Source organism: Halomonas alkalicola, assembly GCF_030704205.1.
Lineage (GTDB): Bacteria > Pseudomonadota > Gammaproteobacteria > Pseudomonadales > Halomonadaceae > Halomonas > Halomonas alkalicola.
Map to the genome: position 1 here is coordinate 2,875,955 of NZ_CP131913.1, position 26,883 is coordinate 2,902,837.

At 68.9% G+C, this 26,883-nt stretch carries 22 protein-coding genes and 2 pseudogenes; 19 read left to right on the forward strand and 5 right to left on the reverse strand.

The annotated features are described in order from the left end of the window. Nucleotides 1-158: 158 nt before the first annotated feature. From B6N23_RS13605 to B6N23_RS13675, 15 genes and pseudogenes are all read left to right on the forward strand, one after another. Nucleotides 159-1,034: an MOFRL family protein gene (locus B6N23_RS13605; RefSeq protein WP_305499839.1), complete on the forward strand. Its 876-nt coding sequence runs from the start codon at nucleotides 159-161 to the stop codon at nucleotides 1,032-1,034. Further along, nucleotides 1,031-2,528, forward strand: a pseudogene (gene pyk, locus B6N23_RS13610) (pyruvate kinase). Before B6N23_RS13605 ends, pyk begins: the two are co-directional and overlap by 4 nt. Next, a complete protein-coding gene (locus tag B6N23_RS13615) occupies nucleotides 2,518-3,771 on the forward strand; it encodes an amino acid deaminase (RefSeq protein ID WP_305499840.1) in 1,254 nt (417 codons plus the stop codon). Before pyk ends, B6N23_RS13615 begins: the two are co-directional and overlap by 11 nt. Nucleotides 3,772-3,858: 87 nt before the next feature. Then, nucleotides 3,859-4,590: a GntR family transcriptional regulator gene (locus tag B6N23_RS13620; RefSeq protein WP_305499842.1), complete on the forward strand. Its 732-nt coding sequence runs from the start codon at nucleotides 3,859-3,861 to the stop codon at nucleotides 4,588-4,590. 96 nt (nucleotides 4,591-4,686) lie between these two features. Further along, a complete protein-coding gene (modA, locus tag B6N23_RS13625; protein WP_305499844.1) occupies nucleotides 4,687-5,514 on the forward strand; it encodes a molybdate ABC transporter substrate-binding protein in 828 nt (275 codons plus the stop codon). After that, entirely contained in the window at nucleotides 5,514-6,182 is a 669-nt protein-coding gene (gene modB / locus B6N23_RS13630; RefSeq protein ID WP_305499846.1) for a molybdate ABC transporter permease subunit, read from the forward strand. Before modA ends, modB begins: the two co-directional genes overlap by 1 nt. Beyond that, a complete protein-coding gene (locus B6N23_RS13635) occupies nucleotides 6,175-7,317 on the forward strand; it encodes an ABC transporter ATP-binding protein (protein ID WP_305499848.1) in 1,143 nt (380 codons plus the stop codon). The genes modB and B6N23_RS13635 overlap by 8 nt, the downstream gene beginning before the upstream one ends. Further along, nucleotides 7,314-7,895, forward strand: a complete 582-nt coding sequence (locus B6N23_RS13640) for a DUF192 domain-containing protein (RefSeq protein WP_305499850.1) — start codon at nucleotides 7,314-7,316, stop codon at nucleotides 7,893-7,895. The genes B6N23_RS13635 and B6N23_RS13640 overlap by 4 nt, the downstream gene beginning before the upstream one ends. A gap of 153 nt (nucleotides 7,896-8,048) precedes the next feature. Further along, the gene (locus tag B6N23_RS13645; RefSeq protein ID WP_305499851.1) at nucleotides 8,049-9,059 is read left to right on the forward strand and encodes a DctP family TRAP transporter solute-binding subunit; all 1,011 of its coding nucleotides are present in this window, start codon (nucleotides 8,049-8,051) and stop codon (nucleotides 9,057-9,059) included. 64 nt (nucleotides 9,060-9,123) lie between these two features. After that, a complete protein-coding gene (locus B6N23_RS13650) occupies nucleotides 9,124-9,603 on the forward strand; it encodes a TRAP transporter small permease (protein ID WP_302139367.1) in 480 nt (159 codons plus the stop codon). Beyond that, entirely contained in the window at nucleotides 9,593-10,915 is a 1,323-nt protein-coding gene (locus tag B6N23_RS13655; protein ID WP_305499853.1) for a TRAP transporter large permease, read from the forward strand. Before B6N23_RS13650 ends, B6N23_RS13655 begins: the two co-directional genes overlap by 11 nt. A gap of 355 nt (nucleotides 10,916-11,270) precedes the next feature. Next, nucleotides 11,271-12,659, forward strand: coding sequence for a KamA family radical SAM protein (locus tag B6N23_RS13660; RefSeq protein WP_305499856.1), 1,389 nt, complete (start codon nucleotides 11,271-11,273; stop codon nucleotides 12,657-12,659). A 283-nt stretch (nucleotides 12,660-12,942) separates the two neighbouring features. Next, nucleotides 12,943-13,923, forward strand: a complete 981-nt coding sequence (locus B6N23_RS13665; RefSeq protein WP_169959110.1) for a TAXI family TRAP transporter solute-binding subunit — start codon at nucleotides 12,943-12,945, stop codon at nucleotides 13,921-13,923. 143 nt (nucleotides 13,924-14,066) lie between these two features. After that, complete coding sequence (locus B6N23_RS13670; protein ID WP_305499859.1) at nucleotides 14,067-16,670, forward strand: TRAP transporter permease; 2,604 nt, start codon at nucleotides 14,067-14,069, stop codon at nucleotides 16,668-16,670. Nucleotides 16,671-16,683: 13 nt separating this feature from the next. Continuing rightward, the gene (locus B6N23_RS13675) at nucleotides 16,684-17,112 is read left to right on the forward strand and encodes a universal stress protein (RefSeq protein WP_119021899.1); all 429 of its coding nucleotides are present in this window, start codon (nucleotides 16,684-16,686) and stop codon (nucleotides 17,110-17,112) included. 98 nt (nucleotides 17,113-17,210) lie between these two features. Here B6N23_RS13675 and soxZ read toward each other — a convergent pair whose 3' ends face one another. The 4 genes from soxZ to B6N23_RS13695 form a co-directional block, all read right to left on the reverse strand. After that, complete coding sequence (soxZ, locus tag B6N23_RS13680; RefSeq protein ID WP_305499862.1) at nucleotides 17,211-18,020, reverse strand: thiosulfate oxidation carrier complex protein SoxZ; 810 nt, start codon at nucleotides 18,018-18,020, stop codon at nucleotides 17,211-17,213. 22 nt (nucleotides 18,021-18,042) lie between these two features. After that, the gene (locus tag B6N23_RS13685) at nucleotides 18,043-19,074 is read right to left on the reverse strand and encodes a YeeE/YedE family protein (protein WP_305499865.1); all 1,032 of its coding nucleotides are present in this window, start codon (nucleotides 19,072-19,074) and stop codon (nucleotides 18,043-18,045) included. A 77-nt stretch (nucleotides 19,075-19,151) separates the two neighbouring features. Next, a complete protein-coding gene (locus B6N23_RS13690; RefSeq protein ID WP_305499868.1) occupies nucleotides 19,152-20,468 on the reverse strand; it encodes an NAD(P)/FAD-dependent oxidoreductase in 1,317 nt (438 codons plus the stop codon). Between the two features lie 9 nt (nucleotides 20,469-20,477). Next, a complete protein-coding gene (locus tag B6N23_RS13695; RefSeq protein WP_110069847.1) occupies nucleotides 20,478-20,810 on the reverse strand; it encodes a c-type cytochrome in 333 nt (110 codons plus the stop codon). Nucleotides 20,811-21,106: 296 nt separating this feature from the next. Here B6N23_RS13695 and B6N23_RS13700 point away from each other — a divergent pair, with 296 nt between their 5' ends. After that, the gene (locus B6N23_RS13700) at nucleotides 21,107-21,934 is read left to right on the forward strand and encodes a DUF2189 domain-containing protein (RefSeq protein ID WP_110069848.1); all 828 of its coding nucleotides are present in this window, start codon (nucleotides 21,107-21,109) and stop codon (nucleotides 21,932-21,934) included. 97 nt (nucleotides 21,935-22,031) lie between these two features. After that, nucleotides 22,032-22,511 carry a hypothetical protein gene (locus tag B6N23_RS13705; RefSeq protein ID WP_110069849.1) on the forward strand — a complete coding sequence of 160 codons (480 nt, stop codon included), beginning with the start codon at nucleotides 22,032-22,034 and terminating at the stop codon, nucleotides 22,509-22,511. Nucleotides 22,512-22,552: 41 nt separating this feature from the next. Here B6N23_RS13705 and tnpC read toward each other — a convergent pair. Then, nucleotides 22,553-24,006: pseudogene (gene tnpC, locus B6N23_RS13710) on the reverse strand (IS66 family transposase). A gap of 160 nt (nucleotides 24,007-24,166) precedes the next feature. On the opposite strand from tnpC, the gene B6N23_RS13715 reads away from it, so the two are divergent. Continuing rightward, nucleotides 24,167-24,682: a putative pterin-binding protein gene (locus B6N23_RS13715; RefSeq protein ID WP_110069850.1), complete on the forward strand. Its 516-nt coding sequence runs from the start codon at nucleotides 24,167-24,169 to the stop codon at nucleotides 24,680-24,682. A gap of 23 nt (nucleotides 24,683-24,705) precedes the next feature. Further along, nucleotides 24,706-26,883 (forward strand): ATP-binding protein, encoded by a 2,178-nt coding sequence (locus tag B6N23_RS13720; protein WP_305499874.1) that lies wholly within the window; start codon nucleotides 24,706-24,708, stop codon nucleotides 26,881-26,883.

Genomic DNA, 26,883 nt, shown 5'->3' on the forward strand with positions numbered 1-26,883 from the left:
CGGGTCGTCGTCTGCCTTCCGGTCGCCGCAAGGCGACCTTGCCCGGCGGCGGGAGGCAGCCCCGCCTGTCGCCGGGCTTTTTTCGACCCCCGAATTCCCTATCGTATTCTTCCGCCGGCGGTGCCCCCGTCGACGCCGGCCCGCCGCGAGGAGCACCCATGACCGCGATCTCATCCCCGGAGACACCGCTGCTGCCCTGCGAGGTCGATTCCCTCGCCTGGCTGCGCGAGCTGGCCGACACCGCCGTGGCCGCGGTGCACCCCGATGCCCTGCTCGAGGGGCAGCTGCCCGAGCCCCCCGCCGGGCGCACCCTGGTGGTGGGCGCCGGCAAGGCCGCCGCCGCCATGGCCGCCGCCCTGGAGCGCGCCTGGCAGGCCCACCATCCCGAGGCCCCGCTCTCGGGGCTGGTGGTGACCCGCTATGGCCATGGCACGGCCTGCGAGCGCATCGAGGTGCTCGAGGCCTCGCACCCCATGCCCGACGACCCTGGCTTCGCCCGGGACGAGACCCGGGTGCTGGCGCGTGCGGCGGACGCCCTCGAGGCCGCCCGCGCCGCCGCCGAGGCGGCCGGGGTCGAGGTGCGCCTGCTCGGCGATGACCTGGAGGGCGAGGCCCGCGAACTCGGCCGCGCCCAGGCGCGCCTGGCGCTCTCCCTGCGCGACGTGCCGCGGGACAGGCCCCTGCTGCTGCTCTCCGGCGGCGAGACCAGCGTCACCGTCACGGGCCACGGCCGCGGCGGGCGCAACGTCGAGTACCTGCTGGGGCTCTTCGAGGCCCTGCGCGGGGCCGAGGGCATTCACGCCCTGGCCGTCGACACCGACGGCATCGATGGCTCCGAGGACAATGCCGGTGCGCTGTTCGGGCCCGACGACTGGCACCGGGCCGAGGCGCTGCGTCTCGAGGCGCGCGATTACCTGTCACGCAATGACGCGTATACTTTCTTCCAGGCGCTCGACCGGCTGATCGTGACCGGGCCGACGCGCACCAATGTCAACGATTTCCGTGCCATTCTGGTCTTGCCGAGGACACCATGACGCTTCCCCCCCACGCCCCCATCCATGACCCCATCCGCCGCACCAAGATCGTCGCCACCCTGGGCCCGGCCAGCGATCGCGAGGGCGTGCTGGAGGCCATGATCGCGGCCGGCGTCGACGTGGTGCGCCTCAACTTCTCCCACGGCTCCCCCGACGACCACCGCCAGCGCCTGACGCCTGACCCGGGTGCGCGAGATCGCCGACCGCCTGGGCCGGAGCGTCGCCGCCCTCGGCGACCTCCAGGGGCCCAAGATCCGCATCGCTCGCTTCGCCGAGGGCGCCGTCGAGCTCGCCGAGGGTGCCCCCTTCGTGCTCGACATGGCCCTCGACGGCAACGCCGGCACGCCGGAGCGGGTCGGCTGCGACTACCAGCAGCTGATCGACGATGTCGCCCCGGGCGACCGCCTGCTGCTCGACGACGGCCGGGTGGTGCTCGACGTCACCGCCGTCGAGGGGCGCGAGGTCCACACCACCGTGGTGGTAGGCGGCAGGCTCTCCAACAACAAAAGGGCATCAACAAGCAGGGCGGCGGCCTCTCGGCTCCGGCGCTCACCGACAAGGACCGCGCCGACCTCGCCACCGCCGTGGCGATCGGCGTCGACTACCTGGCGGTGTCGTTTCCGCGCAGCGCCGCCGACATGGCCGAGGCCCGCGCGCTGCTCGGCGAGGCCGGGCGCGAGATCGGCCTGGTGGCCAAGCTGGAGCGCGCCGAGGCCGTGGCCTGTGAGGCGACCCTGGACGGCATCATCGAGGCCTCTGAAGCGGTGATGGTGGCCCGCGGCGATCTCGGCGTGGAGATCGGCGACGCCCAGCTGATCGGCATGCAGAAGCGCATCATCAAGCGCGCCCGCACCCTCAATCGGGCGGTGATCACCGCCACCCAGATGATGGAGTCGATGATCGAAGCGCCGCTGCCCACCCGGGCCGAGGTGTTCGACGTGGCCAACGCCGTGCTCGACGGCACCGACGCGGTGATGCTCTCCGCCGAGACCGCCGCCGGGCGCGCTTCCCGGTGGAGACCATCGAGGCCATGGACCGGGTCTGCCTGGGGGCGCCGAGCGGGAGAGGGTCGCCCAGGCCTCCGGCCACCGCATCCACGAGGGTTTCTCGCGCATCGACGAGACCATCGCGCTGTCCGCCATGTATGCCGCCAACCACCTCTCGGGCGTGGCGGCCATCGCCTGCATGACCTCCACCGGCTACACGCCGCTGATCGCCTCGCGGATCCGCTCCGGCCTGCCCATCGTCGGGCTCGCCCACAGCCCGGTGGCGCAGCGGCGCATGGCGCTCTACCGTGGGGTGGTCTCGCTACCCTTCGATACCCAGGACATGGCCCCCACCGAGCTCAACGACCGGGCGCTGGCGCTGCTGGTGGAGAAGGGCATCGCGACGGAGGGGGATCACGTGATCCTGACCCGGGGCGACCACATGAATGCCCATGGCGGCACCAATACCCTGAAGATCCTCGACGTGAACGAGCGGCATGTCGGCTGAGCCGGGCGAGCACCGCCCGGACCCGCTCGCCGATGAGTTCCCGGGAGACAAGGGCTGCCCGGAAACCGGCCGCGGGCTGCTTGCCGGTATCAGCCTGCCGGCGGCGGTGGTCCGTGAGGCGCCGCTGGCCCACAACCTGATCTGGATGCGGCGCTTCGCCGAGGCGCGCGGGGCGCACCTGGCGCCCCACGGCAAGACCACCATGGCCCCGGCGCTCTTCCGGCGCCAGCTCGAGGCCGGCGCCTGGGGAATGACCCTGGCCACCGCGCCCCAGTGCCGGGCCGCCTTCGCCCACGGCATCAGGCGCCTGCTGCTGGCCAACCAGCTGGTGGGCGAGGCCAACATGGCGATCGTCGCCGGGCTGATCGAGGCCGGCGCCGAGCTCTTCGTGGTGGTGGATGGCGAGGCGAACGTGGCGGCGCTGGACCGCTACTTCGCTGCCCGCGGCCTGCGTCTCCCCGTACTGATCGAGCTCGGCATCCCGGGCGGGCGCTGCGGCTGTCGCAGCGCCGAGGCGGTGCTGGCCCTGGCCGAGCGGGTGAACCAGGCGCCGGCGCTGCTGCTGGCGGGCCTCGAGGGCTACGAGGGGGTGGTGTCGGGCGACGACCCGGAAGGGGCGGTGCGCGCCTACGCCCGTGAGCTGGTCACGGCGGCCCATACCCTGGCCGGGAAAGGCCTGTTCGAGCGCGAGGTACCGCTGGTGACCGCCGCCGGTTCGGCCTGGTACGACCTGATCGCCGAGGCCTTCCACACCCTGGCGCCGTCCCAGGCCTTTGCGCCGGTGCTGCGCCCGGGCTGCTATGTGGTGCACGACCATGGCCTCTACGCCGAGGCCCAGCGCCACCTGCTGGCCCGCGAGGGCGAGGCGGAGGGGCTGCGCCCGGCGCTGGAGGTGTTCGCCCAGGTGCAGTCGCTGCCGGAGCCGGGCCTGGCCATCGTCGCCATGGGGCGGCGCGACGTGGGCGGCGACCGCATGCCGCTGGCGCTGCGTCGCTACCGCGAGGGGGGCGACCCGGCGGCGGTGCTCCCGGTGGCAGGCTGGGAGGTGGTCAAGCTGATGGACCAGCACGCCTTCGTGCGCCTGCCCGAGTCGGCCGGCGACATGGGCGTGGGCGACGTGCGCGTAGGCGATATCGTCGCCTTCGGGGTCTCCCATCCCTGTCTCACCTTCGACAAGTGGCGCGCCGTGCTGCGGGTCGACGACCGGCTCGAGGTGCAGGAAGTGATGGCCACCTGCTTCTGATCCTGTATACACGGATGTGGCAAAGTGTGGCCAGTCGGCGCAAAAAGTGCGAAGGTGCCCTCAGGATCATCACCGTCGAGACACGCCATGAGCCACTCCTGGAGGGAAGACGTCGAGGCCGCCGTGAAGGCGGGCGAGCGGATCAGCGACCGGCATATCGTCGACCAGGTGCGCCAGGCGGTGCTGACCCAGCGGCTGCCCCCCGGCACGCGCCTGCCCGAGGTGGCCCTGGGCGAGATCTTCGGGGTGAGTCGTTCGGTGGTGCGCCGGGCCCTGACCCGGCTGGCCGCCGACCACGTGGTCGACCAGCGGCCGAACCAGGTCTCCCGGGTGCGCGCGCCCAGCGTGGAGGAGACCCGCGAGACCTTCGACGCCCGCCGTCTGGTGGAGGGGGAGGTCGCCGCCCTGCTGGCCGGCCGACTCTCTCCCGATGCCCTGACGGCCCTGCAGGCGGAGGCGCGTGCGGAGGCCGCTGCCCATGAGCGCAGCGATGAGCCGGCGCGTATCGCCCACTCCCTGGCCATTCACCACCGCCTGGCCGAGCTCTCTCCCAACCGGGTGCTCGGCGCCATGCTCACCGATCTGGTGTTGCGCACCTCCATTGTCATCGCCCTCTACAAGCGCCCTACGCTGGCCTCCTGCTTTCTGCAGGGTGACCACCCGCGGCTCCTCGAGGCCCTGAGCTCAGGCGATGCCGAGGGCGCCCGCCATGCCGTGGTGCGCCACCTGGAGAGCCTCGAGGGACTGCTCGATCTCGGCAGCCGGGAGAGCGTCACCGACCTCAAGGCGATCTTCGGCGTAGCCGCCGCCGAGCCCTGACCCAGATCGCGGTCGTCTGCGTCGGCCTGTCAACTTGTGGTTTCCTCTTGGCCTGAACGACAATGCGCGCTGTTCGCTCGCTCAGGAGGTCCCTACATGCGTTCACGATACGCAGCCTGGCTGCTCGGCCTGGCGCTGCTGCTGCCGGCTGGCCTGCTCAAGGCCGATGTGCCTACGGTGGCGGCGGCCTCGGATCTGCAGTTTGCCCTCACCGAGGCCGCCGAGCGCTTCCGCGCCGAGACCGGCCGCGACCTGGGCCTCAACTTCGGCTCCTCCGGCAACTTCCGCCGCCAGATCAGTCAGGGGGCACCCTTCGAGCTCTACCTCTCCGCCGATGAGGCCTATGTGCTGGCGCTCCATGATGAGGGGCGCACCGAGGATGCGGGCGTGGTCTACGCCATCGGCCGGCTGGTGTGGATGCAGCGCCCCGGTCGCGATGATCTGCCGGGCGAGGAAGCTCCCCTGGCAGGAGTGCGTGAGGCGCTGGCGGCTCATGCGGCAGGGCAGGGCAGGCCACGCCTGGCGCTGGCCAACCCCGAGCACGCCCCCTACGGGGTGGCGGCCAGGCAGGTGCTGGAACATGCCGGGCTCTGGGAGGCGACGGCGCCGCTGAGGGTGCTGGGTGAGAACGTCTCCCAGGCCGCCCAGTTCGCGCTGACCAGCGACGCCCGGGGCGGCCTGGTGGCCTGGTCCCTGGCGCTGGCCCCGGCGATGGCCGAGCGCAGCGACCATGTGCTGATTCCCGAGGCCTGGCATGCCCCCCTGGTGCAGCGCATGGCGCTGGTCAAGGGGGCCGGCGAGACCGCGCGGGCCTTCTACGCCTGGCTGCAGGAGGAGGAAGCCCGGACGATCCTGGCCGACTACGGCTTCCGTCTGCCCGATCCTGAAGCCACGCCCGCCGACGAGGGAGACGCCACGCCCTGATGGACTGGACGGCTCTCTCGGTCTCGCTGCGCCTGGCCGCTTTCACCTGCCTGCTGCTGCTGCCGGTGGGGCTCTGGATGGGGCGGACCCTGGCCACCACCCGCTTTCGCGGCAAGCCCCTCTGCGAGGCCCTGGTCGCCCTGCCGCTGGTGATGCCGCCCACGGTGCTGGGTTTCTACCTGATGCAGGCCTTCGGGGTCGAGGCGCCCTTCGGCGGGCTCTGGGCCAGGGTGTTCGGCTCGGGGCTCAATTTCACCTTCACCGGCATCCTGATCGCTTCCCTGGTGGCCAACCTGCCCTTCGCGGTGCAGCCGATCCAGCGCGCCTTCGAGACGGTGCCGCCCAACCTGCGCGAGGCGGCCTGGTGCAGCGGGCTCTCTCCCTGGCAGACCTTCCTGCGTATCGAGCTGCCCCTGGTGTGGCCAGGCATCATCTCCGCCCTGGCCCTCACCTTCGCCCACACCCTCGGCGAGTTCGGGGTGATCCTGATGGTGGGCGGTGCCATCGACGGCGAGACCCGTACCCTGGCCATCGCCATCTACGACCGGGTGCAGGCCTTCGACGAGGCGGGGGCGGGGATCATGTCGGCCATGCTGCTGCTGGTCTCCTTCCTGACCATCGGCGTGGTCTACGGCCTGGCGGGCCGGCGGAGGTGGCGACGTGCCTGAGCGTCCTGGATCCCCTGCCTCGCTCTCAGTGAGTCTGCACCAGCCGGGCCCCATCCCTCTGTCAGCGGAGTTCCACTGCGAGGCCGGCGAACTGCTCGCCCTGGTGGGCCCTTCCGGCAGCGGCAAGACCACCCTGCTGCGCGCCATCGCCGGGCTCTATCGCCCTGCCCAGGGGCGCATTGCCTGTGGCGGCGAGGCCTGGTTCGATTCGGGCCGGCGCCTCTCCCTGCCGCCCCAGGGGCGCCGGGTGGGGCTGGTGTTCCAGGACTATGCGCTCTTTCCCCACCTCACAGCCCTGGGCAACGTCATGGTGGCCCTGGACCACCTGCCGCCCCGTGAGCGCCGTCGAGGGGCCGGCGCCTGGCTGTCGCGGGTGCACCTGACGGGGCTGGAGGCGCGCTACCCGGGACAGCTCTCCGGTGGCCAGCGGCAGCGGGTGGCCCTGGCCCGGGCCCTGGCTCGAAACCCCCGGGTGCTGCTGCTGGACGAGCCCTTCTCGGCGGTGGATCAGGTGACGCGCCGCCGCCTGCAGCGGGAGCTGGCCATGCTGCGCGAGCAGATTCGCATCCCCATCGTGCTGGTGACCCATGACCTGGATGAGGCGGCGGCCCTGGCCGACCGGCTCTGCGTGCTGCACGGCGGCCGCAGCCTGCAGGCGGGACCGCCGGAGGCGCTGTTTCGCCGTCCGTCCTCGGCGGAGGTAGCCCGGGTACTGGACCGCCACAACCTCTTCGAGGGCGAGGTGGTGGAGGAGGGCGGCGAGCGACGCCTCGCCTGGGGCCCCTGGCGGCTGGAAGTGGCAGAGGGGCTTGCGGCACTGCCCCTCGGCGGGCGGGTGAGCTGGTACCTGCCGCCCTCCGACGTGGTGCTGCACCGCCGTGATCGACCCTCCCAGGGCGAGCGCGAGAACCCGGTGCGCGCCCGGGTCGAGTCCCTGGTGGTGCTGGGGGGCATCACCGCGGTATCGCTCGCCTTCGACCATACTGGGCAGACCCTCAGCTTCGATATCGCCACTCATGCGGCCCGGCGCAACGGCCTGGCCAGGGGGGAGCCGGTTCAGGTATCGCTGCTGGCGGCGGGCATTCACCTGATGCCGGCGGAGGATGCGCCGGAGGAGACGAGGACGCCGAGATGAGCCGATACGGGCAGGGAACGGAAACGCCGGGGCCGGACACCCGGAGGCCGCAGCAGGGCCTGGGGAGGGTGTGGCTGGGCATCGCGGGGCTGGTGGTATTGCTGGCGCTCTCACCGGCGCTGCTGGCCGAGGCGCGTGCGCCGTCGGGCCTGGCGGTAGTGCCTCTCACGGTGCACGCCGCCGAGGACGTGCACCGTTTCGAGGTGGAGGTGGCCCGCACCATTCCCGAGCGCCGCCGCGGCCTGATGGAGCGCGATCACCTCGACGAGGACGCCGGCATGCTGTTTCTCTACCGGGACACCCAGTCGCCCCGCAACGGCTTCTGGATGTATCGCACCCTGATTCCGCTGGATATCGCCTTTATCGGCGAGGATGAGCGCATTGCTGCCATCTTCACCATGTGGCCCTGCGGCTCGGCCAACCCTTCGGAGTGCCCGGTGACCTACCCCGGCGTGCCCTACCGGGCGGCGCTGGAGGTCAATGCTGGCCTCTTCGAGGCCTGGGGTATCGAGGAGGGCGACTGCGTCAGCTGGCCCGGCAGCGCGGGCCGCTGCCTGTCATCTGCTGCCGAAGAATGAAGGGGCCCGGTCGAGTAGTGTGCGGCCGGCTGTCATTCAACGCTGGTATTCGTAGAATATCTGCCTTGACGGCCGCGCCGCCGCGCCTGGCCGCCCGCTCCATAATGACAACTGTGGCCCGAGCCCCTTGGGCCCCCGAAGCAAGGACACGCCATGACACTCCATCGACCGCTTGCCAAGCTGGCCGCCGCCCTGGCGGGTGCCGCCCTGCTCAGCGCCTCGCTCTCCGCCCAGGCCCGCGAGCTCTCCATCTCTACCGTGCTCTCCGACGCCTTCCCCTGGGGGCAGGCCGCCGAGCGCTGGGCCGAGCTCGTGGAAGAGCGCACCGAAGGCCGCATCACCATGCGGGTCTACCCCAACTCCCAGCTGGTGGCCGGTGACCAGACCCGCGAGTTCTCCGCCATGCGCTCCGGGCTGATCGACGCCGCCGTGGGCTCCACCATCAACTGGTCGCCCCAGGTGCCGGAGCTCAACCTCTTCTCGCTGCCCTTCTTCCTGCCCGACGAGGCGGCGGTGGACGCGGTGACCGGCGGCGCCGCCGGCGAGATGGTCTTCGAGGCGATCGAGTCCCGCGACGTCATCCCGCTGGCCTGGGGCGAGAACGGCTTCCGCCAGCTCTCCAACTCCCGCGGCCCGATCAGCGAGCCTGGCGACCTCGATGGCCTGAAGATCCGCGTGGTGGGCTCGCCGCTCTTCCAGGACACCTTCAACGCCCTGGGCGCCGACCCCACCCAGATGAGCTGGACCGACGCCCAGCCGGCGCTGACCACCGGCGCGGTGGACGGCCAGGAGAACCCGCTCTCGGTGTTCGACGTGGCGCGCATCGATCAGGTGGGCCAGCAGCACCTGACCCTGTGGAACTACATGAACGACCCGCTGATCTTCGCCGTGAACCGCCAGGTGTGGGACTCCCTGGACGAGGGCGACCGCGAGATCCTGCGCGAGGCGGCCATCGAGGCCGGCCAGTGGGAGATCGCCATGACCCGGGAGGAGGAGGGCGAGCGGCTGGCCGCCATCCAGGAGCGCGGCGTCACCGTCACCGAGCTGACTGACGAGCAGTACCAGGCCTTCGTCGAGGCCACCGCCGAGGTTCACGACAAGTGGGTGCCGCGCATCGGCGAGGCCCTGGTGGAAGCGGCCCGCGAGGCCGTCGAAGCACGCTGAGCCCCCACCACACGCCACACTCGTCGCCCCCGGAAACGGGGGCGACGTCATTCATGAGGTCCCTATGACACCCTCTCCTGATGCCCGGCCGGAGCGCTGGCTCGCCTCCCTGGCGCTGATCATCATCGCGGTGATCAGCCTCGGCAACGTGGTCACCCGCTATATCACCGGGGGCTCGCTGGCCTTTACCGAGGAGTTCTCGGTCTTCCTGCTGGTGGTGCTCACCTTCGCCGGCGCCGCGGTGGCCCTGCGCCGCAACGGCCATATCCGCGTGGGCCTGCTGGAGCGGGCGCTGCCCGCCGCGCCGCGCCGTGCACTGATCCTCTTCCAGTGGAGCTGCGGCATGGCGGTGCTGGGTCTGATCACCTGGTTCGGCGGCAAGCTCGCCTGGCAGGAGTACCAGTGGGAGTCGCTCTCGCCGGGGCTGGGGCTGCCGCAGTGGTGGTACATCGTCTGGCTGCCGCTGCTCTCGGCGGCGATGATGATCCGCCAGACCCAGCAGACCTGGGATCGCCTGCGCGGGAGGCTCAGTGATGAGCCCTGATCTGTGGATGCTGCTGGCCTTCGCGGGCCTGCTGATTGCCGGGGTGCCGGTGGCCTTCTCCCTGGGCCTGGCCGGCGCCGTGGGCATCCTGGCCGGCCTGCCGCCGGCCATGCTCGCCACGCTCGGCACCAACACCTACAACAGCATCGCCAAGTACCCGCTGATCGCCATTCCGCTGTTCATCCTCACCGGGCTGATCTTCGAGCGCTCGGGGGTGGCGCTGCGCCTGGTGCGCTTCGCCCAGGCGCTGATCGGCCCGCGCCACGGCGGTCTGGCCTTGGTGGCGGTGCTGGTGTGCATGATCATGGGCGGCATGAGCGGGTCGGGGCCGGCGGACGCCGCGGCGGTGGCCATGGTGATGCTGCCCAGCATGACCAAGGCGGGCTACCCCAAGCCCTTCTCGGCGACGCTGATCGCCGCCTCGGCCTCCACGGCGATCCTGATCCCGCCCTCGGTGGCGCTGATCCTCTACTCCATCGTGGTGCCAGGGGTCGACCTGCGGGCGCTCTTCGCCGCCGGGCTCTTCCCCGGGATCCTGGCCGGCCTGGCGCTGCTGGTGCCGGCGCTGATCGTCTCGAGGCGCTATGGTTGGGAAGGGCGGGGCTGGGAGGGCGGCACGCCGGTGGAGGGAGCCGAGCGCCTCAAGGTGGGCGAGACCTTCAAGCAGGCGCTGCCGGCGCTCTTCGCCCCGGTGCTGATCCTCGGCGGGCTGCGCTCCGGGCTCTTCACCCCCACCGAGGCGGCGGTGGTGGCGGTGGCCTACGGGGTGGCGATCGGGCTGTTCGTGACCCGCGAGATCGGGGTGCGCGACCTGTGGCGGCTGTTCGGCGAGGCGGCGGTGATCTCAGGCGTGGTGATGCTGATCATCGCGCTGGCCGGCATCTTCGCCTGGGCCGGCACCATGCTCGGCACCTTCCGCGACATGGCCCAGTGGATCATCGCGCTCACCGACAACGGGGTGCTGCTGCTGATCCTTATCATGCTGGCGGTGCTGGCCGCCGGCATGCTGCTCGATGCCATCTCCATCTACCTGATCCTGATGCCGATCCTGATCCCGGTGATGCAGCACTTCGAGTGGAACCCGGTGTGGTTCGGCATCCTGCTGGCCATGAACATCGCCATCGGCCAGTTCACGCCACCGGTGGCGGTGAACCTGATGGTGACCACCGAGGTGGCGAAGATCCGCCTGGAGCAGACGGTGGGCTGGGCGCTGCTCTTCGTGGTGGCCATGGCCAGCGCCCTGGCGCTCGTCGCCGTGTTCCCGGAGATCGCCCTGTGGTTGCCGCGGACGCTGGGCTACAACGTGGGGTAGGGCGCTTGTGGCGCTCTTCATGCTGCCCGGAGATCGCGCTGTGGCTGCCGCGGACGCTGGGCTACAACGTGGGGTAGGGCGCTAGTCGCGTGCTTCGGGCTGCCCGGAGCTCGCACTGATCCTGGTCGGGGCCCCGCGTCTTCAGCGCCTCGCGGCGAAGCTGATCCGCCAGCCCGCCCGGTGAGCCGGGAGCGAACGAACTGTTGCGCCTTGTGCGTCGTTTCGCGACATTCGTTGCAAATCGGCGCATAAATTTGCACTTTTCTCACCGACTCTGTACCAATGGCCTCCCCCGATGAGAAGACGGCGGCGCTGCCTCCCTGGCCGGCGCCCCGGACAACGAAGAGGAGGCGAGATGAACCAGCGCGTCAATATCGAGCTCGGCAGCCCCGAGGCCGAGGCCTTCGAGGCCCGACAGTTCAAGGTCTACACCCACCGCCAGCTCGACAAGATCGAGGCGATACAGAACCTGCCTGACGACCTGCGCTTCGACATGCGGGTCGTCAGCCAGGTGCTGCCGTTCCGGGTCAACGAGTACGTGATCGAGGAGCTGATCGACTGGAGCAACATTCCCGACGATCCGATCTTCCAGCTCACCTTTCCCCAGCGCGGCATGCTGCGTCCCGAGCACTACGACGAAGTGGCCGAGCTGGTGCGCCGCGATGCCGACGCCGCCGAGATGAAGCCGGTGATCGAGCGCATCCGCGGTGAGCTCAACCCCCATCCGGCGGGGCAGATGGACCTCAACCTGCCGCTGCTCGACGGCGAGCCGCTACCCGGCATGCAGCACAAGTACCGCGAGACGGTGCTCTTCTTCCCGAGCCAGGGGCAGGTGTGTCACAGCTACTGCACCTTCTGCTTCCGCTGGGCGCAGTTCGTGGGCGACAAGGACCTCAAGTTCGCCTCCAGCGAAGCCGACTCCCTGCACCGCTACCTGGCCGAGCATACCGAGGTCACCGACCTGCTGATGACCGGCGGCGATCCCATGGTGATGAAGGCCAAGCACCTGAGGATGTACCTGGAGGGCCTGATGAAGCCCGAGCTGGATCACGTCCAGGACATCCGCATCGGCTCCAAGAGCCTCACCTTCTGGCCCTATCGCGTCGTCACTGACCCGGACGCCGAGGATATCCTCGCGCTGTTCCGCGAGCTGACCGCGGCCGGTAAGCATGTGGCCTTCATGGCGCACTTCAACCACTGGAAGGAGATGGATACCCCCATCTGCCGCGAGGCGATCCGCCGCATCCGCGCCACCGGGGCCGAGATCCGCACCCAGGCGCCGCTTCTCAGGCACATCAACGACGACGCCGACCAGTGGGCCAAGATGTGGACCCAGCAGGTGCGCCTGGGGATGATCCCCTACTACCTGTTCGTGGAGCGCGACACCGGCGCCCGCCACTACTTCGAGGTGCCGCTGGTGCGCGCCTGGGAGATCTACCGCGAGGCGATGAAGCAGGTGCCGGGCCTTGCGCGTACCGCCCGGGGGCCGTCGATGTCCGCCGATCCCGGCAAGGTGGAGATCCAGGGCGTCACCGAGATCAACGGCGAGAAGGTGTTCGTGCTGCGCTTCATCCAGGGGCGCGAAAGCGACTGGGTGCAGCGTCCCTTCTTCGCGAAATACGACGAAGAGGCCACCTGGCTCAACCATCTGGAGCCTGCGCTTGGGGAGAGCGAGTTCTTCTTCGAGGCCGAGTTTGCCGCCATGAAGGACGAGAAGCAGGCGCTGATCATGAAGGCTTCCTGAGGGGCGCCGTGACGTGCCGCTGGCATTTTCACGCTGGAAACGGAACCGCGCCACGGCGCGGTTCTTTCGTTCTGTCCTGCCATGGCCCCAACGCGCGATAAACGCTGCCAGGGGCTAGACTGATGGGAGTCATCTTTCCGCTTTTCGTTGAGGGAGGTTGGTTACCCGTAAGCAGTTTTTTCCGCTAAAGTAGAAGAGATTGGTAGATTCCCCGACCAGGGTGTCGGAGCTGCCACCAACGATTGCCTACAACCGAATGCCTACAACGCAAAGAGGTGTGTTCATGAAACGCCATGCTTTCTCGGCTGCTGCCTTCTCCGGCGCCCTGCTCGGTGCTGCGATGTTCTCGGCCCCGGCCGTGGCCCAGGATCGCTTCATCACCATCGGCACCGGCGGCCAGACCGGCGTCTACTACGTGGTCGGCCAGTCGGTCTGCCGCATGGTCAACCGCGGCAGCGACGAGCACAACATCCGCTGCAACGCCCCCTCCACCGGCGGCTCCGTGGCCAACGTCAATGGCATGAAGAGCGGCGAGCTGGACATGGGCGTGGTGCAGTCCGACGTCCAGTATCGCGCCTACCACGGCGAGGACAACTTCGCCGAGGATGGCGCCTGGGAAGAGATGCGCGCCGTCTTCACCATGCACGGCGAGCCGCTGACCGTGGTGGCCCGCGCCGACTCCGGCATCGAGCACATCAGCGACTTCCCGGGCAAGCGCGTCAATATCGGCAACCCGGGTTCCGGCCAGCGCAACACCATGAACGTCGTCATGGAGGCCATGGGCTGGGATACCAGCGTCTTCTCCCTGGCCTCCCAGCTGGATGCCGCCGAGCAGGCCGCGGCCCTCTCCGACAACAACATCGATGCCATGGTCTACGTGGTGGGCCACCCCAACGGCTCCATCCAGGAGGCCACCACCACCATCGATGCGCGCCTGATCCCGGTGACCGGCCCGGAGATCGAGGAGATCATCGAGGCCAATCCCTACTACACCCACGCGGTGATTCCGGGTGGCATGTACCGCGGCAACGACGAGGACGTCGAGACCTTCGGCGTGGCGGCGACCTTCGTCACCTCTGCGGAGGTGGACGAGGAGATCGTCTACGAGACGGTCAAGGCGGTGTTCGAGAACTTCGATCGCTTCAAGCGCCTGCACCCGGCCTTCGAGAACCTGCAGGAGGAGCAGATGATCTCCGAGGGTCTGACTGCGCCGCTGCATGACGGTGCGGCCCGCTACTATCGCGAGCGCGGCTGGATCGAGTGATTCCAGCGGCGTCAGCCAATCACCCGTGGTGATCGATGCGCGGACCCCCTCGGGGCGTCCGCGCATCTCGTTGGGGCCCCGCCTGGGGCCATCCACCACGGGCAGGGATAGACACAACACTTGACTGCGGGCAGGGCCAGCACATGACTGACGAGAACACCAAACCCCGCGCCTCGGAGGTAGACCTGGAGGATATGGTCGCCTCCAGCGACTCCGGGGCGCGCAAGCCGCTGGGAGCGCCCGGCAAGCTGCTGGTAGGCATTGCAGCCAGCTGGTCGCTGTTCCAGCTGTGGATTGCGTCGCCGCTCCCCTACATGTTCCGCTTCGGTGTCTTCAACGCCACCGAGGCGCGTTCGATCCACCTGGCATTCGCCCTCTTCCTGGCCTTCATGGCCTACCCGGCGCTGAAGCGCTCGCCTCGTGATCGCATCCCGATCCAGGACTGGATCTTCGCGGCGGTGGCCGCCTTCTGCGGCGCCTACATGTTCCTCTTCTACGAGCAGCTCTCCAACCGGCCGGGGGCACCGATCACCCAGGACGTGATCGTCGGCGTGATCGGCCTGGTGATGCTGCTGGAGGCCACCCGCCGGGCGCTGGGGCCACCCCTGATGATCGTGGCCTCGGTCTTCATCCTCTATTCCCTGTTTGGCCCCCAGATGCCGGGCATCCTGGCCCACCGCGGCGTCAGCCTGAACGGTCTGATCAACCACCAGTGGCTGACCGCCCAGGGGGTGTTCGGCATCGCCCTCGGGGTCTCGACCAGCTTCGTCTTCCTGTTCGTGCTCTTCGGCGCCCTGCTCGACAAGGCCGGGGCCGGCAACTACTTCATCAAGGTGGCCTTCTCGCTGCTCGGTCACTACAAGGGCGGCCCTGCCAAGGCGGCGGTGGTGGCCTCCGGGATGACCGGCCTGATCTCCGGTTCGTCGATTGCCAATACCGTCACCACCGGCACCTTTACCATCCCCATGATGAAGCGGGTCGGCTTCTCGGCGGAGAAGGCCGGCGCCGTGGAGGTCTCCTCCTCGGTGAATGGCCAGATCATGCCGCCGGTGATGGGGGCCGCGGCCTTCCTGATGGTCGAGTATGTCGGCATTCCCTACGTGGAGGTGATCAAGCACGCCTTCCTGCCGGCGTTGATCTCCTATATCGCCCTGATCTACATCGTCCATCTGGAGGCGCTCAAGGCCAACATGCAGGGCCTGCCCTCGAGCAATCCCGCGCGCCCCTTCCTCAACAAGGTCATCGGCTTCCTGACCGGCCTGCTGCTGCTGATGGCGCTCTCCTTTGCCGTCTACTACGGCCTCGGCTGGCTCAAGCCGGTGCTCGGCGATGCCACCCCCTGGGTGGTGGCCGTGGGGCTGGCGGTGATCTATGTGGCGCTGCTCAAGGTGGGCGCCAGGTATCCGGAGCTGGAGCTCGACGACCCGAGCTCCAAGGTGGTCAAGCTGCCCGAGACCCGGCCCACGGTGATGGTCGGCCTGCACTACATCCTGCCGGTGATCGTGCTGGTGTGGTGCCTGATGGTGGAGCGCCTCTCGCCCGGGCTTTCCGCCTTCTGGGCCACGGTGTTCATGATCTTCATCATGGTCACCCAGCGCCCCCTGATCGCGCTCTTCCGCGGTCGCAGCAAGGTCGCTGGGGACATCAAGGAGGGCTTCAAGGACCTGTGGGATGGCCTGGTGGCCGGTGCCCGCAACATGATCGGCATCGGTATCGCCACGGCGGCGGCGGGCATCATCGTCGGGGCGGTCTCCCAGACCGGTGTCGGCCTGGTGCTGGCCGACGTGGTGGAGATCCTCTCCATGGGCAACCTGATGCTGATCCTGCTGCTCACCGCGCTGCTCAGCCTGATCCTCGGCATGGGCCTGCCCACCACCGCCAACTACATCGTGGTCTCGGCGCTGATGGCGCCGGTGATCGTGATGCTGGGGCAGCAGAACGGCCTGATCGTGCCGCTGATCGCGGTGCACCTCTTCGTCTTCTACTTCGGCATCATGGCCGACGTGACCCCCCCGGTGGGCCTGGCGTCGTTCGCGGCGGCGGCGGTCTCCGGCGGCGATCCGCTGCGCACCGGTTTCCAGGCCTTCTACTACTACTACAGCCTGCGCACCGCGGCGCTGCCCTTCCTGTTCATCTTCAACACCGACCTGCTGCTGATCGATGTCGGGTGGCTGCAGGGGATAGTGATCTTCATCATCGCCACCATCGCCATGCTGATCTTCGCTGCGGGTACCCAGGGCTACATGATCGTGCGCAACCGCTGGTATGAGTCGGTGCTGCTGCTGCTGGTGGCCTTCACCCTGTTCCGCCCGGGGTTCTGGATGGACAAGGTCCACGACCCCTACGAGGCGGTGCCCCCCAGCCAGTTCGTCCAGGCCCTGGGTGACGTGGAGGACGGCAGCAACCTGCGGGTGCAGATCGCCGGCGAGGACGCCTTCGGCGATCCCATGACCACCTATGTGCTGGTGCCGGTGCCCCGCGGCGATACCGGCGAGGAGCGCATGGAGCGTCTCGGCATGGAGCTGTGGGTCGATGGCGATCAGGCCATGGTGGACTTCGTCGAGTTCGGCAGCCTGGCGGCCGACCTGGGGTTCGACTTCGACCAGGAGATCCTCGAGGTACTGGCCCCGGTGGATCGCTGGGCCAAGGAGTGGATGTGGATACCGGGCTTCCTGGTGTTTGGCCTGGTGGTGATGCTGCAGCGTCGCCGTCGTGAACCCGGTACCGGCCAGGCGGCTACTGCCTGAAGGAGACGATGACATGTACAACAAGATCCTGATGCCGGTGGACCTCAACGAGGAGAGCTCCTGGAAGAAGGCGCTGCCCACGGCGGTGACCCTGTGCCGCACCTTTGGCGCCTCGCTGCATGTGGTGACGGTGCTGCCGGACTACCGGATGCCCCTGGTGGGCTCCTACTTTCCGAAGGACTTCGCCAAGAAGGCCCACGAGGCCGTTACCGAGGCCCAGCACCGGTTCATCCAGGAGCACGTGCCCGAGGACATCAAGGTGCAGACGGTGATTGTCGACGGCTCGCCCTGGGAGGCGATCATCAAGGCGGCCAAGAAGCTCGAGGTCGACCTGATCGTGATGGCCTCCCACAACAAGCGCAAGTTCGCCGACTACGTGCTGGGTCCCAACGCCGAGCACGTGGTGCACCACTCCAAGATGTCGGTGATGATCGTGCGGTAAGCGGCCGCTCTCCACGGGCGCCCCCGGTGCCCCCTTGCAGCGCAGGCGCCCCGGCCAACTGGCGGGGGCGCCTGCGTTCGGGTGGGTGGAGTCGCCGATCAGCCGACGCTGAGTCTCGCCTCGTGGCGGGCGCTCTCGCCGCTGTCGTCCTGCCATTCGATGACCAGCTCGGCGTCCTCCTGCGGCGCCAGGTGGAAGCGCAGGTAGGGGTTGGCCGATATTGACTGGTGGAGGTCGGCGGCGAAGGCGGTCTCGCCGTCGAGGGTCACGGTGAAGCGCTCGATGATGTGGCGCGGCAGCGTCTCGCCGTCGCTGCCCTCGCGCAGCCCGGTCTCCATGGGGTGGCTGATCAGGGTGCGAACCTCGCCTGGCACGCCGGCGGTGAAGCGCTCGGGCAGGCTGAGGCTGACTCGCGGGTTGGTCAGCGGCTCGGGGCCCTGGTCGTCACCGCGCATCAGGCAGCCGCTGACGGTGATGCGTACCTCTCGGGCGGTGGCGAAGGTCTCGCCCTGCTGGGTGCGTGCGATGGCGATCACCTGCTGGGTCTCGTTGAGGCGCACCCGAGTGGAGATCTCCGGCAGGCCGGCCGCGGGGCCGAGCGAGAAGCTGGCGATCTCGGGAGAGGGGTTGCCGGTGGCGAAGAGGTGGATCTCGGTCAGGTAATCGTCGTCGGCGAGGCTGCCGTCGAAGCTGATGGTGAGGGGGACGGCCGAGCCGTCTTCCGACACGTGGGGCAGATCGAGGACCAGTCCTTCGGTAGCCGGGGTGGTGCCCCCGAGCAGCTCGCTGGCGGCCTCCAGGCGTTGCCAGGGGCCGTCGGCCAGCGCGACTGGCGCGAGGAGCATCAGGCCAGCACCAATCAGCAGGCGGCGTCGTGAGAGCAGGCGTCGGGTCAGGGGGTGGGGCATGGGCAATTTCCTGGAGGGTTAGTCAGGTCGTCGAATTGGACAGCGAAAGCGGCCCCTTGATCCCCAGCCAGGCGCCGAGGAGGATGCCGGCCAGGGCGGCGAAGGTGGGCAGCGCCAGGGTCGAGAAGCCCGACAGCCCCTGGCCGATGGAGCAGCCCAGGGCCAGCACGCCGCCGATGCCCATCAGGCTGCCGCCGGCCATGCTGCGCCCCATGTGGCCTGGACCACTGAAGCCCTGCCAGCGGAAGTCGCGGCGGGCGAGTGCCATCACCAGGGCGCCCGCCAGCACCCCGGCCACCACGCTGACGCCGAAGCCGAGCCGGCTGCCGGTGGAGAGCATGGCGTACTGCAGGCTGTCGCCGATGGGGGCGATGAAGGTGAGGGTGGCCAGGCGCACCGGCTCGAAGTCGTCGAAGCCCAGCACGCCGGTGGCAAGCCAGCCGGCCGGTACCAGGGCGCCGATGACCAGCCCGCCGAGCCAGTCTCGCGGCGAAGCGCGAAAGTCGCGGCTGGCAAGCGCCCAGGCGATGAGTGCGCCGCCGAGCACCAGGGCCGGCAGCCAGGCGGGAACGCCGAGCAGCCCGGGCAGATCCCGGGCGGGGAGGGCGAGGGTGGTGGCACCCTCGAGCCAGACCCGCAGCGGAGCGAGCAGGCCGGAGAGGGTCATGGCGGCCGAAAGGCCCAGGCAGACCAGCACCACGAAGCTCCTCAGGTTGCCGCTGCCGAGCAGCACCAGCGAGCGGGCGCCGCAGCCGTTGGCCAGCACCATGCCGTAGCCGAACAGCGCACCGCCCAGGGGCACCGCCAGCCAGGAGGCGCTGGGCGGCAGGTAGAGGGCGCCCCCCAGCGACAGGACGCCCGTGGCCACGAGCGCCTGACTGCCCAGCAGCGCCACGGCCATGGCCAGGGCGAAGGCGCGCAGCTTGACGGTGTCGCCTCGCGTCCAGGCGTTGGCCAGCCCGCGCATCAGGCAGAATCCGGTGGCCTGGGCGGTGGCGCCGAAGGCCAGGCCGATCACCAGGCCCGACCAGGCCACCAGCTCGGTATGGCTCATGGAAAACTCCTCGATCCTTCAACGAAACGGGGCCACCCGAAGGTGGCCCTGCGCATCATATCACTGCCGCTCCCGGGTCAGACGCTGGTGCCCCAGGTGTCCTGGCAGATGGCGTTGTACCAGCCCACGGCGTACTCGGCCTCGAGTGCCCGGATATGGTCCGGGGCGTCGGCCGGGCTGAGCCCGCCGGCGCCCTCCACCTCGGCGATGACGCCTTCCTGGACCCGGTAGACCCCGGCCACCGAGATGCCGTACTCGGGGCCGATCAGGCTGTAGCAGGTGTTGGTCCAGTAGGGCTCCGGGGCGGCACGGCCCGAGAGGTCCGCGGCGATGGCGGCGGCCACCACCTTGGCCTGGTTATTGGCGCAGAAGCCCGACTTGGGCATCGGCGCGGCCACCGTGGCATCGCCCACCACATAGATGTCGCGGACCCGCTCGGACTCGAAGGTCTCGGCCTTGACCGGCACCCAGCCGGACTCATCGGTGACGCCTGCGCGCTCGGCGATGAAGCCCGCCTTCTGGGGCGGGATCACATTGAGCACATCGGCCCGGTGGCGGGTGCCGAACTCGGTCTCCACCTCGAGGTTCTCGGCATCCACCCGGGTCACGCGGCCGTCGCCGGAGAGGCCCACCCACTCGATGCGGTCGCCGTAGAGGCGTTCCCAGCCGGCGGTGAACAGCCCCTGCTTGGAGAAGTTGTCCTTGGCGTCGAGGATCAGCACCTTCGAGTTGGGCTTATGCTGGCTGAAGTAGTGGGCCACCATGCTGGCGCGCTCGTAGGGTCCCGGCGGGCAGCGGAAGGGGTTCTCGGGGGCCACCATCACGAAGGTACCGCCGTCGTCCATCTCCTCGAGCTGGCGGCGCAGCAGCTCGGATTGGGCGCCGGCCTTCCAGGCGTGGGGCGCGAGCTCGGCGGCCGCCTCGTCGTACCCCTCGGGGGCGTTCCAGCGGAAGTCGATGCCCGGCGAGAGCACCAGGCGATCGTAGGCCAGGGTCTCGCCGTTGGAGAGGCGCACGCGGTGCCCGTGGGGGTCGACGTCCTCGGCCAGGGCATGCACCACCCGCACGCCGTAGCGATCGCGCAGTTCGTCATAGCCGTGGGCGATGGAGCGCATGTCGCGCAGGCCGCCCAGGAAGAGGTTGCTGAACGGGCAGGTGTAGAAGACCTCCGCGGGCTCCACCAGGGTGACCTCGATGGCCGGATTGGCCCGCTTGAGGTACTTGGCGGCGGTGGCGCCACCGAAGCCGCCACCGATCACCACCACGCGGCCGGCGGGGCCGTTGGCGATGGCGAAGGGAGAGAGGCCACCTAACAGGGGCAGGGTGGAGGCGGCGCCGAGGCCCTGGAGGAAGCGACGCCGGGAAACGCCCTGGCGTTGGGAATCATGACTCATGGGGCCTCCTCAGGGCGCGTCGATGGTGGCGAAGTGGCCGGCCAGCGCCGAGAGTTCCTCGTCGCTGAAGCCGCGGGCGATACGGTTCATCACCGTGGTGTCCGGAATCTCATCGCGCTTGAAGGCGAGCAGGCGCGACTCCAGCACGGCCTGGGGCCGGCCGGCGATGGCGGGCACCGGACCGGAGAGGCGGCCATCGGTGCCGTGGCAACTGGCGCAGCCCCCGGCCATCACCTCGAGCTGCTCGCGGGAGAATTCATCATCGGCATGGGCGGCCAGGGCCAGGCCGCCAAGTAGCAGGGCCCCCAGCAGGGAGACCGCCATGGGTCGTGGCAGGGTCATCGTCAGGTTCCTTGGGCTGGGCCCCGAGGGGGCTTTTCTTCTGGTTCTGGTCTGGAGTTATGGCAGAACGCCATGCTAGGGCAGCCATGGCCAGTCTGACAAAGAACCAATCGTGATCAGCTTATGTATCTCACGCCGGAAAGCGTGGAATTCGCGAGGGTGGCCAGGCGGCAGGATTGACTCCGGTCAACTACATTAATCCTGAGTTAACTGGTTAAGGCGGCATTAGGTCGCAGGCCGGTGCCGGAACCGTCCCGCGGGAAGCGGGAATTACATGGCGCAACAGGGGTGACACCATGAACGCGGCAACAACAAAAGCGGATCACAAGGCTGCAGCGCCCAGGGTCAAGATCACCATCAACCCGGTGGGCATGGATCGGCCGAGGGCCTGGCTGGCGGCCGGCATCGAGGATTTCCGCCAGGCCACGGCGGTGAGCCTCGCCTACGGCATGTTCTGGGTGGGCCTGAGCATCGCCATCACCGCCGGGGCCATCACCCTGGGGCTTTGGCACTGGCTGCTGCCCATGGTGGCAGGCTTCATGTTCATCGGCCCGCTGGTGGCGGTGGGTTCCTACGGCGTCAGTCGCGCCCTGGAGGCGAATCGGGCTCCCCACCTGGGAGATGCCTTCGGGGCCTGGCGGCCTCACGCCGGCCAGCTCGCAATGATGGGCGTGATGATGATGATCTTCTTCCTGGCCTGGATTCGGCTGGCGACCCTGCTCTTCGCCCTCTTCTTCGGTTTCGAGGTGCCGAGCCCGGCCACCCTCTACTCCGCCCTGCTGACTACCCCCGAGGGCCTCGGGATGATCGCCGTGGGCAGCGTGCTGGGGGGCATCCTCGCCTTCGGCGCCTTCGCCATCAGCGTGGTGGCCATTCCGACCCTGATGCACCACGACCTCACCTTCATGGAGGGCATCGAGGCCAGCGTGCGTTCCGTGGGGCGCAACTTCCGCCCGATGCTGCTGTGGGCGGCGATCCTGACCGGCTGTGTGCTTGTCGGTGTGCTGACCTTCTACATCGGCCTGGCGCTGATCCTGCCGGTGCTGGGCTTCGCCAGCTGGCACGCCTACGAGGATCTGGTGCGTGTCGACGTGATCGAGGAGGACGGCGAACTGCACGGCTGAGCCCGCTCGCCCTGCCGGGGCCAGGGCACTATGCTGGGGGGCGTTGACGCCCCCCTTTTCGTTGCTGGCGCCATCCCGGCCCCCACAAGGTGATGCCATGCCGATACTTCGCCCGCTTGCCTGCCTCCTGCTCCTGTTTCCCCTGGTGCCGCTGCATGCCCAGACGCTGTCGCCCGCGGGCGGAGGCCAGACCATTGCCCATGAGCTCGATGCCTGCCTGGCGGAGGCCCAGTGGCTGTCCGAACCCGCCCTGGCGTGTGCCCGGGAGGCCGGGATACGCTGGGAGGAGGAGGTGGAGCGCCTCGGTGCACGGCTCGACAAGGTGCTCGGGCGGGAGGCGCGCCTGGCCCTGGAGGCCTCTCGGGCGGCCTGGGAAGAGGGGCGAGAGGCCGACCTGGCTCTGGTCGAGGCCTATCATGGTCAGCTCGCCGAGGCGCGGCTGGGCGACCCGGACCTGCTGCCGCTGTCCCGGCAGCTGCACCGTAACGCCGTGTGGGAGCAGCGTGCCCGCTATCTGCAGCGGCTGCTGGAGGGCCTCGAGGAGCAGCGGCCTGACCCGGTCCGGGAGAGCCCCTGACGGCAACGGGCAGATCATCCCTTTTCCTAACTGATCTGTAACTATTCAGCACCGGTTGGCTGAGTCGGGGCTTCTTGCTGCATGAAGGCTGGCACCTCCCCCGCAAACAGTTGCTCCAGTGCGGTATGCGCCGCTACCCCTTGCTTGACGGCGGTCGAGAGAAAGCTACGCATGCGGCAGAAGATCTCAGCACCCTCCCAGGAGCGGAAACAGCCCGAGATTTTCTGCTGGACCTTGGTCATTCGCAGATCGCGCTCCCCCTGGTTGTTGGTGAAGGGAGCGGCAGGGTCGTCGAGGAAGCGCAACACGTCGTCCTCGTACGCCTGGAGGCGTTCCAGGAGGTTGCGCGACTTGGTGCGCTTGGCCCGGCCTCGCGTTCCAGGTGGCGGTTTCACCGGCGGGGGGCACTCGGCGTCCCCTTTCGCCAGGCAATCTCGATAGCGCTGCCGCCAGGCTCGGGTCTCATCGGCCGAGAGGCAGCCGTCGGCCACCTCCACGCGGCGCGATGCATCTCCAACAACAGGTCATGCAAGGCCTTGGCCCATGCCTGGCCATCGTTCTCCCAGGCCGCTGTCAGCTCCCGAAGGTGGTGCGCATTACAGAGCGCGTGCCGGCAATCCGGATAGCGGTAGTAGGGCTTCCAGTGATCATGCACCAGCACGCCACGCACGAAGGGCAATACGCCGATGGCGTCCATCGCTTCCTGGCCGCGCTTGGGGTGCGGGGCCAACCAGGTCAGGGCCTCGTTGGAGGCGCTGTGTAGCCAGTAGCGTTTGCCACCGACCTGCATTCCGGTTTCATCGGCATGGACGGTGGCTGCTTCACGTAGCGCCGGGATCACCCACTCGGCGAACGCCTCGGCCCGCTGGTAGGCCTCCTGGTTGAAGGCGAACAGGGTGCCGGTGCTCAGCGACAGGCCGCACTGCGAGGTGAGCAACTCGCGGATACGCGCATAGGGCAACAGCTGATACTGGGAGAGATAGACGACATGCGCCTTGAGGCGGCGAGGGCCATACTGGATGGGGCGAGTCACGCCCTCGGGGAATGGCGCCACGTAGCGTTGCCCCTGATCATCTTCGAGGACCTCAGCCTGATATTCGGTGACCACGGCCTGGATTACGATGTCCTGCACTTGGCGCGTTTCGACGCCGACCGGGCGGTAAGAACGCCCCTTGGGGAGTTGCCGACGATCGACACGGAGCTTGACCACCTCGTCGGGGTCCGTCACCGGCGCCAACGTCTTACCCTCATGCCCTGGCTGTCCGCCGGGGCGCCGCTCGCCTTTGGCGCGCGAGCGGCGCTGGCGATTGGGATCCTGGGACGGTGGCTTGCTGCTGTTGCGGCTACTGGTGGCCAGGCGATCGGCCATGAGCTTGACCAGCAGCATCAGCACATCGATGGCGGCACGCAGCGACGGCGAGACCGTCTGGTCTTCCTTGAGCTGCTGCCGGACCCGCTCCAGGGCCTCGTCGACGTTGATATCGCTGATGGTCATATCACCGCATAGGTGTGCCGAATGATGCTGTGCACTATGCCAGAAAAATCAGCTGGTTGGCGATACCCCATCCGCAGCCACCTGAATAGTTACACTGATCTTTGTCTTCTGATCGGGTAGGCTTGTGCCACTCCCGGATCTCTCCACAGGATTGCCCTCCATGCGCCAACGCATCCTGCCCCTGCTGCTTGCCCTGGTGTCACTCTCGTGCCTGGCGCCGTCCGCCGTCGCCGAGGAGACGCTGCCGGCGCCGAGCGGCGAGGTGCTGCTCACCATCAGCGGCAACCTCGACTTCCCCAATGGGGAGGACGAGGCCCGCTTCGATCGCGAGATGCTGATGGCCATCGCGCCCACCGTAATCGAGACCCGCACCCCCTGGCACGCCGACCGCGGCCGCTACGAGGGCCCGCTGCTGCGGGAGGTGCTGGCGGCCGCCGGCGTGCGCAGCGATCGTGTCCTGGTGCGGGCGCTCAACGACTTCGAGGCGGAGATCCCGCTCGCCGACCTCCACGACTATGACGTCATCCTGGCCATGAGTCGCAACGGCTCGCCGATGCAGATCCGCGAGTTCGGCCCGCTGTTCGTGCTCTATCCCTTCGACGACCACCCGGAGCTGCACAACGAGTCCGTGCGCTTTCGTTCGGTGTGGCAGGTCGTGCACATTCACGCCCCCTGAGGGCCCGCTATCGGGAGCGTCCCATGCTGCGCCTGCCCCTGCGCGTCAAGCTCGGCGCCATCAGCGCGCTGCTGCTGCTGGCGGCGGCGCTGGTGGTGGTAGGCCTGGTCTCCTGGTGCCAGGACAGCTTGGCCCAGAGCGTGGGCGGGGATGCCTCCTGGCACGCCTACAAGCTCGACCGCGACGTGGTGCAGCTGCGCAACTACCTGGCGCAGCCGGACGCCGACCATGCGGGCCTGGCGCTGCGCTTCGAGCTCTTCTACAGCCGGCTCTTCCTGATGCGAGGGGGGGGCGATATCACCGAGCTGCTGGCCACGATTCCCGCGGCCAGCGCTCTGCTGGACGAGATCGAGCAGCGCATCGATGCCCTCGACCTCATGATCGATGCGCTCGAGGCGCTGCACGAGAGCGACCGCCTTGCCCTGGACCAGCACCTCGATACCCTGGGCAATCGTACCGAGCGGCTGGTGATCGCCATCAATGGCCACCTGGCCGAGACCACCACCCGTGAGCGTGGCCAGCTGCAGCGGCTCTATGCCCTGCTGCTGGTGCTGATCCTGGCGATGAGCCTCTCGGCCATGCTGGTGGCGCTGATCCTGTTCCGCGAGGCCCGTGACAACGCGGCGGCGCGGCGTGACCTGGAGGTGCTGAGCCGGGAGCTGGAGGCGACCGCTCGGCAGGCGGAGTCGGCCAACCAGGCCAAGTCGGAGTTTCTGGCCACCGTCAGCCACGAGATCCGCACCCCGCTCAACGGGGTCATCGGCATGAGTGATGTGCTGCTGGAGCACCGGCTCGAGGGGGAGGCGCGCCAGTGCGTGACCACCATCCACGACCGCGCCGGGCTCTTGCTGGAGCTGATCAACGACCTGCTGGACTTCTCCAAGATCGAGGCGGGACGCCTGGAGCTGGAGCAGCGCGCCATGGCGCTGGATGAACTCGTCGATGGCGTGGTGGCGCTGCTGGCGCCGCGCGCCGAGGCTCGCGGCGTGGCATTGCGGACGCGGCTGGACCCGCAACTGCCGGCACGGGTACTGGCCGATCCGGGGCGCTTGCGCCAGGTGCTGATCAACCTGGTCTCCAACGCGGTGAAGTTCACCGCGCAGGGCGAGATTCGCCTGGAGGTGAGCGCCGAAGGGGGCGGGCGATTCCGCTTCGAGGTGGTGGATACCGGCTGCGGTATCGCTCCCGAACAGCTCACGCGGATCTTCGAGCCGTTCCGGCAGGGCAATGCCTCCACTGCTCGGCGCTTCGGTGGCACTGGGCTGGGCCTGGCGATCTGTCGCCGGCTGGTGGAGGCCATGGGGGGGCGCATCGAGGTCGCCAGCGAACCCGGGGTGGGCAGCCGCTTCTGGTTTGTGCTGTCGCTGGCGACCGCCGAGGCGCCTGATCCGGACGCGCTGCCGGCGGCAGGGCGCTCTCGCCACCTGGACCTGCAGAGCACCCACCTGCTGGTAGTGGAGGACAATCCCGTCAATCAGCAGGTGGCCAGGGCCATGCTGGAGCGCCTTGGCTGTTCGGTCACCATGGCTGACTCCGGTGCGGCCGCCCTGCAGCTGGCCGCGGCAGGCCGCTTCGACCTGATCTTCATGGATATCCAGATGCCGGATATGGACGGCCTGGAGGTGACCCGTCGGCTGCGCGCCCGTGATGGCTGGACGGGCCAGGTGCCGATCGTGGCAATGACGGCCGGTGGTCCCGGAGGCGAGCAGGCCCGCTGCCTGGCCGCCGGCATGAACGGCTACCTCACCAAGCCCCTGCGCCAGGAAGAGTTGCTGGAGGCGCTGTTCCGCCACCTGAGCGGAGGGGGTGCGCATGAACCCGTGCGCGCCGCGGTGCCCGCCTCCGGGCGCGACAGCCTGATCGATCCGCTGACGCTGCAGGCGCTGCGCGACTCCGTGGGCGAGGAGGGGCTTGCGTCGCTGATGGTGCTCTTCTGTGGCCAGGTCGAGGCGCGACTGGCGACCCTCGCGCGAGCCCTCGGCGAGGGCGATCTGCAGGAGGCGCAACATGCGGCTCACCAGCTCAAGGGCGAGTCGGCGAGCCTGGGTGCCGTCAAGGTGGCCGGCCTCGCCACGCGCCTCGAGCGCCTAGCCCAGTCCGGTGACCGGCAGGCGGCCCGGGGGCTGCTGGGAGAACTGAAGCGCTGCCTGGAGGCCACCATGGAGGCACTGCAGGCCTGGCGGGTGCCGCCGAACCGCTGA

Excerpts from the sequence above, each read along its gene's own strand:
- B6N23_RS13605 (WP_305499839.1), top strand. The coding sequence starts at position 159 with ATGACCGCGATCTCATCCCCGGAGACACCGCTGCTGCCCTGCGAGGTC.
- B6N23_RS13615 (WP_305499840.1), top strand. The coding sequence starts at position 2,518 with ATGTCGGCTGAGCCGGGCGAGCACCGCCCGGACCCGCTCGCCGATGAG.
- B6N23_RS13620 (WP_305499842.1), top strand. The coding sequence starts at position 3,859 with ATGAGCCACTCCTGGAGGGAAGACGTCGAGGCCGCCGTGAAGGCGGGC.
- modA (WP_305499844.1), top strand. The coding sequence starts at position 4,687 with ATGCGTTCACGATACGCAGCCTGGCTGCTCGGCCTGGCGCTGCTGCTG.
- modB (WP_305499846.1), top strand. The coding sequence starts at position 5,514 with ATGGACTGGACGGCTCTCTCGGTCTCGCTGCGCCTGGCCGCTTTCACC.
- B6N23_RS13640 (WP_305499850.1), top strand. The coding sequence starts at position 7,314 with ATGAGCCGATACGGGCAGGGAACGGAAACGCCGGGGCCGGACACCCGG.
- B6N23_RS13645 (WP_305499851.1), top strand. The coding sequence starts at position 8,049 with ATGACACTCCATCGACCGCTTGCCAAGCTGGCCGCCGCCCTGGCGGGT.
- B6N23_RS13650 (WP_302139367.1), top strand. The coding sequence starts at position 9,124 with ATGACACCCTCTCCTGATGCCCGGCCGGAGCGCTGGCTCGCCTCCCTG.
- B6N23_RS13655 (WP_305499853.1), top strand. The coding sequence starts at position 9,593 with ATGAGCCCTGATCTGTGGATGCTGCTGGCCTTCGCGGGCCTGCTGATT.
- B6N23_RS13660 (WP_305499856.1), top strand. The coding sequence starts at position 11,271 with ATGAACCAGCGCGTCAATATCGAGCTCGGCAGCCCCGAGGCCGAGGCC.
- B6N23_RS13665 (WP_169959110.1), top strand. The coding sequence starts at position 12,943 with ATGAAACGCCATGCTTTCTCGGCTGCTGCCTTCTCCGGCGCCCTGCTC.
- B6N23_RS13670 (WP_305499859.1), top strand. The coding sequence starts at position 14,067 with ATGACTGACGAGAACACCAAACCCCGCGCCTCGGAGGTAGACCTGGAG.
- B6N23_RS13675 (WP_119021899.1), top strand. The coding sequence starts at position 16,684 with ATGTACAACAAGATCCTGATGCCGGTGGACCTCAACGAGGAGAGCTCC.
- soxZ (WP_305499862.1), bottom strand. The coding sequence starts at position 18,020 with ATGCCCCACCCCCTGACCCGACGCCTGCTCTCACGACGCCGCCTGCTG.
- B6N23_RS13685 (WP_305499865.1), bottom strand. The coding sequence starts at position 19,074 with ATGAGCCATACCGAGCTGGTGGCCTGGTCGGGCCTGGTGATCGGCCTG.
- B6N23_RS13690 (WP_305499868.1), bottom strand. The coding sequence starts at position 20,468 with ATGAGTCATGATTCCCAACGCCAGGGCGTTTCCCGGCGTCGCTTCCTC.
- B6N23_RS13695 (WP_110069847.1), bottom strand. The coding sequence starts at position 20,810 with ATGACCCTGCCACGACCCATGGCGGTCTCCCTGCTGGGGGCCCTGCTA.
- B6N23_RS13700 (WP_110069848.1), top strand. The coding sequence starts at position 21,107 with ATGAACGCGGCAACAACAAAAGCGGATCACAAGGCTGCAGCGCCCAGG.
- B6N23_RS13705 (WP_110069849.1), top strand. The coding sequence starts at position 22,032 with ATGCCGATACTTCGCCCGCTTGCCTGCCTCCTGCTCCTGTTTCCCCTG.
- B6N23_RS13715 (WP_110069850.1), top strand. The coding sequence starts at position 24,167 with ATGCGCCAACGCATCCTGCCCCTGCTGCTTGCCCTGGTGTCACTCTCG.
- B6N23_RS13720 (WP_305499874.1), top strand. The coding sequence starts at position 24,706 with ATGCTGCGCCTGCCCCTGCGCGTCAAGCTCGGCGCCATCAGCGCGCTG.